Source organism: Leptospira borgpetersenii serovar Javanica (assembly GCF_003046425.1).
In the GTDB taxonomy this organism is placed as follows: domain Bacteria; phylum Spirochaetota; class Leptospiria; order Leptospirales; family Leptospiraceae; genus Leptospira; species Leptospira borgpetersenii.
On sequence record NZ_QAJG01000002.1, the window covers coordinates 1 to 12,042 of the forward strand.

Consider the following 12,042-nt stretch of genomic DNA (forward strand, 5'->3'; position numbering starts at 1 on the left):
TCCAATGTTTAGCATCCATTATACGTCCCTTTACTATTTTGGAGAAGTTCATTTAAAAATCTAATTCTTTCCGATATTTGTGGGTAACGTTATGGTAGGGAGCCATAACGTTACCCACAAGTTAAGAAGGCTTTTGGGATCATAAGGATCAAAAACTGATATTTTTCAAGTGTTCCGACAAGAATGAGGCTTTTTACTTGCAAGAAGTATGATTTTGTGGTAAAGAAAACCTCCCGAGTCTTCCCACCGCCTCTCCCCTCCACCCAAAATCAGGGTGGGGCGTAAGTTTCACAGAGGATTTGTAGTAATTCCGACAGATTTATCTTCAGATCCAAGTATTTGTGGCTAAGGTTATGTTAGGGAACGAGATGCTTTAGTTTCCTCCATCGGCCTTCTTTGAACTCCGTGAATCAAAAATATCACACTTTAAACTATCTTCGTTCAAAAATTATACTAATCTATTGACGTCAGCGAATTCTTATAAAATTTCTTATAAAGGCAAAAGAAAAATAAATGAAACCTAAAGTAGTAATCCAAATATTTAAAAATCGGCTGGTATTATCCAAAGAGGATCGCGGCTTTCAAAATAGACCCGTTTCGATATGGCCGGATCACCTTCAGTCTAAGACTGCTAAGATAGAAAACCGAAGTACACATTATCTCGGCTTGGATCTAAGCAACAACAAATCCTTCTCCGATTCCGAGTTTTTCGTTATTCTAGATCACCATCCGTCCACGAAGGTTCCTGAGAATAGTTTTTACGACGATAGGGACGAAATTACATTCAATTATTCGAAAGTAACTAGATTCGAATTTGATATCTTTGAATTTGAGAAAATAAATCCAGAGGAAGTAAATTTATATTTTAACGGGAAAAACATCGGCGTTCCTAAAAGGCACAACTTCCAAATAGCCCGCTTAAAACCCAATTTGCCTATTAGAGTAAGAATCAACTGGAAAAGCGATTTTTCCTTTTCTCGGGGTCTTGAAAGACGATTTTACGAGTTGGACTATATAATAGAATTTAAAGGCATCTTCGAAATTTTCCTGAATGAACATGCTAAAGATCGGACCTTCCCGAAATTTCTTCAAGTGTCAAATTGCAGAGAAGTAGATCTTAGGAAAATACTTAATTAAAATATAATATTATTTAAGTACCCAAATTCAAGACTAAACCTGAAATTTTTCGCAGTAGTTTTGCACAAGGATCCAAACGAGTTACTACTTTCTATGATACTCCGATCCAAAATATTAAGTTAACGTGAGTTCGATATAACAAATACAAAAACGATTATTATGCTGTAATTCATAGCAAGCAGCCCTTTAGTTTGAAAAATTTTGGGGGAATGGGAAGATTCCATCGTAATCGGCATCTGGGCAGCAACACTCAATTCAAAGAGTTATATTTCAGTTTTTATTCGCCTAAGTTTTCTCCACGAATTCACGTTATTCTAAAAGGAAAATGTCCTCATCTCGGTAAAGCAAAATAAAATGTGGCTCCCTGATCCACTTCTCCCTCCGCCCAAACTCTACCTCCGTGACGTAATACGATTCTTTGAACGATTGCGAGTCCAATCCCGATTCCTTCGAATTCACTATTTTCATGTAATCTCTGGAATACTCCGAAGAGCTTGTTCACATATTGCATGCTAAAACCGGCGCCGTTGTCTTTTACATAATACGTAATTTCCTTTTCCTCCTCCAAACACCCAATTTCAACTTTTGGATTTTCCTTCTTAGAGGAATACTTGATCGCATTGGATATAAGATTGATCAAAACTTGCTTTAACAATTCCGCGTCACCCATAATAGGAAGAAGATTCTTCACTTCCAATTCCAACTTTCCCTTTTTTAAATCCTCCTGAAACTCCTCCAAAATCCTATTCACCAACTCATTCATATTGATCGGATTTTTCCTCATATCCTTTTTTCCCAACTTGGATAAAAGTAGAAGACTATCAATTAAGGTACTCATTTTCAGGGAGTTTTCGATGACTAATCCGAGTATCCTTTCTCCCTCTTCGTCTAATTTATCTTTATAATCCTCTTTTAATATCTTTGTGTAGCCCCTTATCCCGCGCAGAGGAGCCTTTAAATCGTGAGAAACCGAATAACAAAAAGCATCTAACTCTCGGTTCGAATATTCCAATTCTAGATTTTTCTGTTTGAGACTTTCGTTCAACTCGCGCAACGTAATATCCTGAATATATTTATCTATAAAGAATTGAACCTTATTGATCAAAATCTCAGGTTGAAACGGTTTTGTGATAAAGCTGAACGCCCCTTTTTCATAACCCTTAAATACGTTCAGGTTATCCGTATAAACCGCGGAAATAAAAATGAACGGTAAATGTGCAGTTTTACTTTCTTCTCTTATGATACCTGCCAGTTCGTATCCGTCCATCTCCGGCATTTGTATATCCAACAAAGCCAAGGCGAACTCATGATGTAAAATCGCCTTCAGAGCATCGTTTCCGCTAAGAGCTTTAACGAGTTCTACATCCAAATTCTTAAGTACGACTTCCAAAGCGATCAAGTTTTCAGACTTATCGTCTACAATCAATATTTTCGGTTTTAATTTCATGATTTTTAACACAACCCGCTATCTACTTAACCAAACTCTCATCAAGGAAAACAATCGCTCCACATCTACCGGCTTAGATATATAATCATTTGCACCTGCATCGATGCACTTTTGTCGATCATCATTCATTGCTTTCGCCGTAAGAGCGATAATAACAGTATCTTTATACTTTAAATTTGAGCGGATCCTCCTCATCGCCTCGTATCCGTCCATCTCCGGCATCATAACATCCATAAGAATCATATCAACATTCTCGCTTTTGGAAAGAAGTTCCAAAGCATTATTTCCGTTTTCAGCTTTTAAGACTTCCATCCCCTTTTCGCTCAATATTTTCGATAACGCAAAAACGTTTCTCATATCGTCGTCGACCAGCATAATTCTCTTTTGAAAAAAAACGGAATCCTTATCATATAACCTGTTGATAATATTCTGTTTCGATTCGGGAAGATTGTTGATCATTCTATGGAGAACTAAAGCGGTTTCGTCCAATAGTCTTTCCTCGGATTTGATTCCTTTTATGATGATACTTTCCGAATATTCCTGGAGTTCCTTGCTTTCCTCCTTTGTAAGCTCCCTTCCCGTATAAATGATGATCGGAGGAATCTGTTTTTCTTTGATTTTTTCCATCTCGCGTATCAAATCGAAACCACTCATATCAGGAAGGCCAATATCCAAAACGATACAATCGAAATGATTCTCACTATAAACCGACAATGCTTCCTTACCGGAGCTGGCTTCGAAACATTTCACGTCATCGTTTCCGATCAATTTTCGCGTCGTCCTTCTCGAATTTTCGTCGTCCTCGATGATCAAGAGATTCTTCATCTTTCTGCTAATAAAATGTTCGATACGATTGAAGGCTTCGTCCAACTGTTTCTTATTTACAGGTTTCTTAATATACTCCACCGCCCCATCCCGAATGAGCTTGAGGGAATATTCTTTTGCGGAAATTATATGAACGGGAATATGTCTAACCGACTGATCCGCTTTTAATTCGTTCAATACAGCATGCCCATCCATTCCGGGTAGATCCAGATCCAAAAGAATCGCGTGTGGTTTATGCTTTCGGGCCAGAACTAATCCATCTTCTCCGGTCGCTGCGGAAATTCCTCTAAATCCTTTTTCATTGGCTTGTTTAAGCAGAATCGATGCAAATTTTAAATCGTCTTCGACGATCAAAAGAATTTTGTCTCCTTCAACAATTTCATTTCTATCGTCCTTCAAGGCCGGATAATTTACGAATTCGCTTTGATCTTGCTTTACAAAAGTTTCGAAATTGGCAACAACTCCTATTTCTTCTTCTGGAATCGAAGTCTCATTCTTTTTGCCCTCGATCGGAAGTAATAAAGAGAATGTTGAGCCTTTGTTTATTTTACTTTTGAGATAAATTTCTCCTCCTAATAACCCGGCAAGTTCTCTGGAGATCGATAAACCGAGCCCGGTTCCCCCGTATTTTCTACTCGTACTTCCGTCCACCTGTTGAAATGCTTCAAAGATCGCCGAGTATTTTTCCTCCGGGATTCCGATTCCGGAATCGATTACGGAAAAAAGAATTTTATCGGAATTTTGTCTTTTGACTTCTAATTGAATCCCTCCTCGTTCCGTAAATTTTAACGCGTTTGAGATTAAATTTTTCAAAATTTGATCCAACCGTTGGGGATCAGTACGGATCTTTTCCGGTAAATCCTCGTAATAAATCAGATCCAAATCCAGTTTCTTTTTCGTTGCCTGGAGTTTAAATCCGCTTATAAGATCTTTTACAAACGTCCTAAGTACGACTCTTTCCAGGTTAACCGACATTTTACCCGATTCTATTTTGGATAAATCCAGCACTTCGTTTATCAAAACTAGGAGATCATGCCCGCTTTTATAAATGATGTTCGCACTTTCCACCTGATCCTCGTCTAGATTTTTCTTTTTATTGTCCGCAAGATCTTTAGAAAGAATCAATAGACTGTTTAAAGGAGTCCGCAATTCGTGAGACATGTTCGCCAAAAATTCGGATTTGTATTTCCCCGAAAGTTCCAGCTGTTCCGTTTTTTGCTCAATATTATTTTTTGCTAATTCCAGTTCCTTATTCCTCATTTCTAAAACTCGAGTCTGTTCTTCCAGTTCTTCGTTAGAAACTTTTAACTCCTCCTGTTGTTGCCTTAAAATCTGCGTCTGCTCTTCCAATTCCTCGTTCATCTGTTTTAGCTCTTCCTGTTGCGTCTGAAGTTCCTCACTCTGAATCCGGGTTTGCTCCAGAAGTTCTTGAACACGTCTTCTCACCCTGGAAGAATTGAAACTGATTCCTATACTCTGGACGGCTGCACTGACGAATTCGATTTCGGAAGATGAAAAGGAATCAAGCTTCCCTAGTTCGATCACACCTTCCGTTTTCCCTTCGAACATAAACGGCACGATCAGGATTTCTTTCGGTTTTGTGTCTATTACAGCGGATATGATACGAATCGATTCTTCCTCTACATTCGTCAAAAGAACCTGTTTTTGGTCGGCTGCCGCCTGACCGATCAAACCTTCATTTAAAATAAACTTTTCGGAAGAACAATCGGTAGAAGTAAAACCATATCTCCCGAAAATCGATAAGGAATATTTCTGGTCGTCGCAAAGATAGATCGCGCCTACGTTAGCTTTCAAATAACTAGATAAAAAAATGATGACATCGTTTGAAAGAACCGACTCTGCTTTGTCCCCTCTTAATTTTTCATTGAGAAGATTTTGACCGCTCATTATCCAATTGTGTTTTTCATTTTCTTGAGTCTTCTTTCTGAGAGAGGAAGTCATCGTACGTAAAGAATTTCCCAAAACGTCCTTTTCCGATTTGGGTACAAAGTCTATGAGATAATTTCCGGAAGCTACGTTATTTGCACTATCTGTTATTTCCTTGAAACTTTGGCGAATCCTACTTAAGGATTCGTACACGGCTCGGAGTTCATCATTTGCAAAGTCCACCAATCGATTATCCGAAAGTTCCCGGTTGGCGATCCTTTCCGCTTTCTTTGCAATAAACTGAATCCTTAGACTAATCGTTCTTATAATCCAATAAGAAATTGCAATCTCGATGAGAAAACTCGTCAGAACCAACAGAACTAAAAAAAGAAGAGTAAAATAGTATCTTTTCTCATTTTCCTGCTTATCTGTTTGGATTTCTTTCTCGCTTTTTTTTACGAGATAATCCAATGTTTTTATAATAGAGTCTCGTATAGTAAGACCTTTTCGAATGGAAATTTCAAATGCCCGATTTTCATTATTTTTCAAAGCGAAAAATACGATTTGAGCCACATCGGACTTATAAGTGACCCACAAAGACTTGAAATCATCCAGCGCCTTTGATCCGTCCTTGTCGGCGTACATCTCCAACTCGATCATCTTTTGATCGGCCGAATCTACCGCCTTATAAAGTCGATCCTTATAATAAAGCTTCTTTATATAATCTCTTTCTAGGATGATATTTTTTTCGTGGCGAGACGCTTCCAAAACATAGATTAAAATCTCGTGAGACAAACTTACTTTTTTTGCGGATAGATCCACGATGCGTTTCAGTCTCTCGTTTGAATCAGAAAGCATCTCAATAACGAATAAAACACTGATAAACAATATCGTTAGAATAATAGAAAATCCGATGATCAGTTTTCTTCGAATGGTCATGTATATCCTCGATTTAGATTATTTTAATCCAATCTTATCAGTAGTTCCGCAATCTTTTCCAAAGAAAGTATATAATCCACCGGCCCCGCCCTGATAGCCGACTCCGGCATCAAAGAAACCTCGGAGTATAATGGATCTTGAACGATCGCCAAACCGCCGTTTTCTTTTATCTTTTTTAAACCCTTTGCACCGTCCGAATTTGCACCCGTTAAAACGATTCCGATCAATCCGTCACCGTAAGCATCAGAAGCGGATTCAAATAAAACGTCTATAGAAGGCCTCGAAAAATTCACTCGCTCGCTAGTTGAAAGGGAAATCGTTTTATCTTTTTCAATCAATAAATGATAATTAGGCGGAGCTACATAAACCGTTCCCGGTTCGATCTTTTCCTTTTCCTCCGCCTCTTTGATTTTGATCTTAGAAAAATCCCGGAGAACCCGAATCCACGTCCCGTCGGAACGGGGACCGATATGCTGAACGAGGATCAACGGAATTCCGTATTCCGCGGGTAAAGATGACAATATCGTTTTCATCGCATTCATCCCCCCTGCGGAAACTCCGATCACAATCGCCTCGTATTTCATACAAATTTTATAATATAACTTATCTAATATCTTTTCTTGTATATCTTTTGTTTCAAATCCAATGTATCGTATTTCTCCCATAAATTCCCATAAGAAATTCCTTCTTTAGAACCCAGACAAAGAAGTCCTCCGTTTACGAGACTTTCAAAAAAAAGGCGATGCACTTTGCTCTGCAGATCTCCCTTAAAATAAATCAAAACATTTCTACATAACACAAGATTAACTTCCGCAAAAACACGATCCGTTACTAAATTATGATTAGCCCATACGATATTCTTTTTCAGCATTTGATTCATAATTACCATCTCCTGATCGGAGGTATAATAATCCGAAAAGAACCCTTTTCCCCCCGAAAGTTGATAATTGATCGTGTATTCCTTCATTGCCGCATTTCTAAAAATGCCCTCCCTTGCCGTATTCAAAGCGAGTTCATTAAAATCGGTGGCGTAAATAACCGACCTTTCATACAAACCCTCTTCTTTAAGAACGATCGCCATAGAATACGCCTCTTCTCCGGTAGAACAACCCGCATGCCAAATTTTCACAAATGGATGCGTTTTTAAAATAGGAATGACCTTTTCTCTCAAACACGCGTAAAAGTCAGGATCACGAAACATCTCTGTAACGGTGATCGATAAATCCTGCAACAACTTCGTAGCAAAAGTTTCGTCGTGTAATACCTGATCCCGCATTTCGGAAATATTACTGAAACCTGAAAGCACAAGCCGACTCATCAATCGTCTTCGTATATGAGCTTCGGAATATTGCCTGAAATCATAACCATATCTTTGAAAAATCGCCTTCAAAAGAAGATCGATTTCCATGTCCTGAGTATCCTTAGACGTCATAAACATTTCTTTCGATTCAGAAGATCTCGTGATTTTCAAACCGTAACAGAGTTTCCTCCTCTTTTTAAAACTTGTCCCAAAAACTTTGGTAGAAATATCATCGCGAATTTTTCACAAAACGAAGGAATTTCCATAGAAACCGTCCCTTTTAGAAGTTCCCACATTGTACGGTTTTGGGATAAACTCTTAATAAAAAGAACTCTTCCGGAATAAGATTAACCTCGTAAAAAATTCGACCGACTTTATTTGAAAAGAATGACTTTATTGAACCGTCAAAATATATTTTGATCAACAATTTATTTCAAACCGGTTCAATTTTTAGGAAATCCCGTTTTAAAAAAGATAAATTCCTTATTATTTATATACTAATTTTCTCATTTAAAATCATACCCATAATAATATTCACGAATTTTAATTTTAGGAAATATAGAGGGCACAACCACGTTTTTCATGAAAATCCCCCAAACCTTTATCGCAAATCCTTTTCCGAAAGCCATATCAGAACCGGCATCAAAACAACCCATCGAAAAAATTAAAAATAACGATTGAACTTACGAGTAATTTTCTAATCTTTACGTGACTTCGATATAAAAAAGTTTAGGCGAATCGCTTTCAAATTTTATAATTGGAAACACTTTCGTAAAAAGCGTTTCACCTGAATTTTTCAAACTAAAGCGCCATCTCTCTATGGATCGCAGCTTAATAAGCGCTTTCGCATTTGTTACCCCGAACTCACGTTTCTTAACGAATTAAAATTACTCTGAATCCATTGTGTCGGTTATTACTGATACCTATAAAAATTGAGTATCGTAAATTTTATTCCAAAGTCCTGTTTCAGCGCAAAATATTAGGTATTCTTTTATGTAGTTCTGAGTAGCTTTTTCGACAATTCTGATGTATAAACTTTCTTAACGTTGGTTTTTGAGATGGTCTATAGAATTGAAAGTTTCTTTTACATGGTGTCACCATGAACGTTGGCCCATTGCACAATTGACTTACATCCAGGAATACGCCGTCTTATGCATAATTTGACATGATTTCGTAGAATTTTTCCCGGCCGAACTTCGTAAGCGATCACCAATACCCACAGATCATTTCACATATTATAATATTTTAAAATAAATCTACAAGAACCCGTCGAGCGCCAATAGAAGCGAGACGTTGAGTTTCCCGAGCGCCAATAGAAGCGAGACGTTGAGTTTCCCGAGCGCCAATAGAAGCGAGACGCTTTAGTTACCAGCTTGATCTTTCTGATAAAGTAGAAAACTAAAGTGCCGCTCTCTAAGAATCGCTTCCGCAGGTTTTGGGACGCGCTGTAAATATTTTTAAAAACATCTACACGTTCCTATTCTTGAAATCTTCTGCGACAGATTTAACCGGCCCCATACTTTTGGGAATTGCACCCCACTGGCAGTCTGTTTTCATTCAATAGAATGTAGCATTGCTCTTTAAGAAACCGATCTTACGCGTTTTTTGCGACGAAAAATAAATTCATCCTCAAAATTGCAAATTATTTTTGTAACAAAATGAGACGTAAATTTCCAAATTCAAAAAAAGAATTTCTTTTTTTTGTAACCTGTCCGTTTATTCTGACTCAGATAAGATATATGAATTCTCAAAAGACTCGTGTGAATAAAAAACAAAATAGAATCGCTAAAAAGCAAGATGTTTCCGGCGACGTGGAGCCGGGCATACATCCGGGCAGTTCGCTTCGAGCACGAAAAATTCTCCGCTGGTTTGGAAGAATTTACGGAAGCCTTTTTTATAAAACTGACGTCAGCGGACTTGAAAACGTTCCGAAAGAAGGAACCGTTCTTGTGCTTGTAAAACACCAAAGAAACGACGACATTCCGGTCGGCCTTGCAAAAGGTTTGTACAAAGCCCGTTGGGACATCTGGGCGATTATGAAAGATTCTATGGCCGCTCCAATGTTTTTTAATTTCTTTTTAAAATGCGGAGGGATTCCACTCAATCGACTCGAACCCCGCAAAAGTAAAAGAGATCTTCTTTTTGCAAGGAAGGTATTATACAATGGTAATATGCTGGTCATCTTTCCCGAACAAACCACGATTCCTTACAAGATGGGAAGGGGGAAACCAGGAGCATTTCGTTTTATTGTAGGAAAACCCGAAACCCCTCTTCCGGTTTTATGTTTAGGTTTAGACTATCAGCCTCGAGGTTTTTTACGGAGAACGAAATTATCGATTCGAATCGGAGAATTAAAATATTTGAATCCGAACGAGAATCCGGAGGAATTTCTACACGAACGTATGCACGAAATCGCAAGTCTCACCAACCTTACTTATCCATTCGAATTCAAAAAATCTAAATTAGAAAGTTTTGAAGAAATAGATTCCACAAAGGTTGAATCAATCATATGAAAATCCCGATAGCAAAAGGAAGCAAACGCGCCCTTCTCGTAGAAGGCGGCGGGATGAAAGGGGCATTTGCCGGCGGCGCGTTACATGCTTTGCATACCCTAGTTTCCCCGAAACATTACGATTTGGTCGTAGCGGTTTCCTCAGGTGCATGTTCGGCCGCTTATTACGTAACAATGCCCAAGCCAGAGCCTGAAAAAAGCTTAAAAACTCTTGCAATTTGGTACATTGAACTCGCCGGAAGAAAACTTATATCTCCCTTTCACCCCTTTCAGGGAAAAACTTTTTTAGACCAAGAATATCTCGTAGATGATCTGTTCGGACACAAATATCCCTTACCGGCAGAGAATTTTGAAAAATTCGGTCTACCCGAATTAAGAGTCGCGGTCAGCAATCTTCAGACTCGAACAATCGAATACGTGCGTGCAACTTCCTCGAATATATTCGATCTCTTGAAAGCCGCAACGTCTCTTCCGATCGCAACTAGAGGGAAACATAAAGTGGACGGGAAATTATATTCAGACGCGGCAATACTCAACCCTCTTCCGCTAGGAGATTTGATTGAGGCAGGTTATAAAGATATTACCGTTGTCTTAAATTCTCCCGTGGAAAGGATTTCTCCTCCGTTCGGAATGCTGACCAGTCTTCTATCTTTTCCAAAAGACTGGAAAATGGCAAAACTGATGAATAGATGGCATCATCACCATTTCAATCTTGCACGAGCAGTTGCACAAAAACCTCCGGAAGGAGTTCTAATCCATACGATATCTCCCGAAAATCCTTTACCGGTAACTCTCGTTACTACAAATGCGAATAAACTGAAAGAGGCGGTAAATTTAGGAATTTCTAAAGGAGAAGAAATTGGAAAACTCCTTTCGAAACTTTTTACGAAAGATAAAGCTGGACAAAAGAAATCCATCTCCAGAAGAAAAAAGACAAAATAATTCCCACCTATAGACGAAACATAAGCCTGATCGCAATCAGGTAGGAACGGGATAAGAAAAATAGCTTCTTATCCCGGACAACATCAACCGAGAGTGTAGTAGAACCTTTCGTGAATGATCTTTCCATCTTGCCAAGTTTGAACACTCGCTTGTGTCGCTTTAACGTGCCCCCATTCTTTATGAATATAATCAACTACCCACTCGACAACACTTCTATTTTTTTCTTCGTCCACGATTGTGCCTAAAACTTCCGCGTGATTCCATTTCGCTTTGGATACAAAGTCCTTTTCTCTCGCAAGATTTGCTTCAAAGCCGACAGTAGGATTCTGCGTATTTTCCTGCATTACTACGTTTGGGTGATAGAACTCCTCAAAGGCTTTGATCACATCGCCTGCGAGAATCATTTCGTTTAATTTAGAAACGTTTTTTTTGATACTTTGTGTTTGTATGTTCATCTTCTTACTCCTTTTAGATTCTCACCGTGTAAAATTCGGAAAGAACTTAGTTGCAATTGCAACTATTCCATTTGCCCAAATAATGATTGCAAATGCAACTAAAAAATTAAACTTTGGCTTTAATGAAGGAAAAATTATCGAAACAGTCGATCGACGCGTGGGCCGCCGGATTGAAATTTTATACGTCTGCTTCCTCCAAAATCGAATCCGATCTTACGAAAATGAAGGCAATTTCCCTCACTTGGTACGACGTACTTTATGCAGTTTATACAAAACCTAAAAAACGATCCAGAATGTCCGATATAGCTCAAGAAATTATTCTCAGTAAAAGCGCGTTGACCCGTTCCGTTGATAAATTGGTCGCCGAAGGTTTCTTAAAACGAGAAAGAAGCGAAGAAGACGCAAGAGAGTTCATTATAGAAATCACTTCTTCAGGAATTCAAGCCTTAAGAAACTCTTGGCCGATTTATGAAGAAGGTATTCGGGAAATTTTCGTGTCCAAACTGACTCCCAAGGAAACAAGCGAACTTTTAAGAATTTTTAGAAAACTGAATAAATATTAAAAAATATAAACTCATACTTTTAGAAAAAATCTTTT

At 38.4% G+C, this 12,042-nt stretch carries 9 protein-coding genes; 4 read left to right on the top strand and 5 right to left on the bottom strand.

From position 1 onward, the window contains the following. Positions 1-513: 513 nt before the first annotated feature. A complete protein-coding gene (locus tag CLV95_RS01625; protein ID WP_002733631.1) occupies positions 514-1,137 on the top strand; it encodes a hypothetical protein in 624 nt (207 codons plus the stop codon). A gap of 331 nt (positions 1,138-1,468) precedes the next feature. Here CLV95_RS01625 and CLV95_RS01630 read toward each other — a convergent pair whose 3' ends face one another. From CLV95_RS01630 to CLV95_RS01645, 4 genes are read right to left on the bottom strand one after another with little or no spacing between them, the layout of a single operon-like run. Beyond that, positions 1,469-2,584 carry a sensor histidine kinase gene (locus CLV95_RS01630; RefSeq protein WP_002731169.1) on the bottom strand — a complete coding sequence of 372 codons (1,116 nt, stop codon included), beginning with the start codon at positions 2,582-2,584 and terminating at the stop codon, positions 1,469-1,471. An 18-nt stretch (positions 2,585-2,602) separates the two neighbouring features. After that, positions 2,603-6,235, bottom strand: coding sequence for a response regulator (locus CLV95_RS01635; RefSeq protein WP_002733658.1), 3,633 nt, complete (start codon positions 6,233-6,235; stop codon positions 2,603-2,605). A gap of 23 nt (positions 6,236-6,258) precedes the next feature. Continuing rightward, entirely contained in the window at positions 6,259-6,819 is a 561-nt protein-coding gene (locus CLV95_RS01640; RefSeq protein WP_002726918.1) for a chemotaxis protein CheB, read from the bottom strand. A gap of 23 nt (positions 6,820-6,842) precedes the next feature. Continuing rightward, entirely contained in the window at positions 6,843-7,667 is an 825-nt protein-coding gene (locus tag CLV95_RS01645; protein WP_107694850.1) for a CheR family methyltransferase, read from the bottom strand. Positions 7,668-9,274: 1,607 nt separating this feature from the next. Here CLV95_RS01645 and CLV95_RS01655 point away from each other — a divergent pair. Both CLV95_RS01655 and CLV95_RS01660 read left to right on the top strand, forming a co-directional pair. Beyond that, positions 9,275-10,048, top strand: a complete 774-nt coding sequence (locus CLV95_RS01655) for a lysophospholipid acyltransferase family protein (protein ID WP_002756007.1) — start codon at positions 9,275-9,277, stop codon at positions 10,046-10,048. Next, the gene (locus CLV95_RS01660) at positions 10,045-10,989 is read left to right on the top strand and encodes a patatin-like phospholipase family protein (RefSeq protein ID WP_002726910.1); all 945 of its coding nucleotides are present in this window, start codon (positions 10,045-10,047) and stop codon (positions 10,987-10,989) included. Before CLV95_RS01655 ends, CLV95_RS01660 begins: the two co-directional genes overlap by 4 nt. Before the next feature lie 83 nt (positions 10,990-11,072). On the opposite strand, the gene CLV95_RS01665 is transcribed toward CLV95_RS01660, so the two are convergent. Next, positions 11,073-11,444, bottom strand: coding sequence for a nuclear transport factor 2 family protein (locus CLV95_RS01665; protein ID WP_002733570.1), 372 nt, complete (start codon positions 11,442-11,444; stop codon positions 11,073-11,075). 122 nt (positions 11,445-11,566) lie between these two features. Between CLV95_RS01665 and CLV95_RS01670 the strand changes: the two genes are divergently transcribed. Next, a complete protein-coding gene (locus CLV95_RS01670; protein WP_002726915.1) occupies positions 11,567-12,007 on the top strand; it encodes a MarR family winged helix-turn-helix transcriptional regulator in 441 nt (146 codons plus the stop codon). Positions 12,008-12,042: the final 35 nt, after the last annotated feature.

What these genes read in the sequence shown, in the direction of transcription:
- CLV95_RS01660 (WP_002726910.1), top strand. Translation starts at nt 10,045, where the DNA reads ATGAAAATCCCGATAGCAAAAGGAAGCAAACGCGCCCTTCTCGTAGAA.
- CLV95_RS01655 (WP_002756007.1), top strand. Translation starts at nt 9,275, where the DNA reads ATGAATTCTCAAAAGACTCGTGTGAATAAAAAACAAAATAGAATCGCT.
- CLV95_RS01665 (WP_002733570.1), bottom strand. Translation starts at nt 11,444, where the DNA reads ATGAACATACAAACACAAAGTATCAAAAAAAACGTTTCTAAATTAAAC.
- CLV95_RS01635 (WP_002733658.1), bottom strand. Translation starts at nt 6,235, where the DNA reads ATGACCATTCGAAGAAAACTGATCATCGGATTTTCTATTATTCTAACG.
- CLV95_RS01625 (WP_002733631.1), top strand. Translation starts at nt 514, where the DNA reads ATGAAACCTAAAGTAGTAATCCAAATATTTAAAAATCGGCTGGTATTA.
- CLV95_RS01640 (WP_002726918.1), bottom strand. Translation starts at nt 6,819, where the DNA reads ATGAAATACGAGGCGATTGTGATCGGAGTTTCCGCAGGGGGGATGAAT.
- CLV95_RS01645 (WP_107694850.1), bottom strand. Translation starts at nt 7,667, where the DNA reads ATGACGTCTAAGGATACTCAGGACATGGAAATCGATCTTCTTTTGAAG.
- CLV95_RS01630 (WP_002731169.1), bottom strand. Translation starts at nt 2,584, where the DNA reads ATGAAATTAAAACCGAAAATATTGATTGTAGACGATAAGTCTGAAAAC.
- CLV95_RS01670 (WP_002726915.1), top strand. Translation starts at nt 11,567, where the DNA reads ATGAAGGAAAAATTATCGAAACAGTCGATCGACGCGTGGGCCGCCGGA.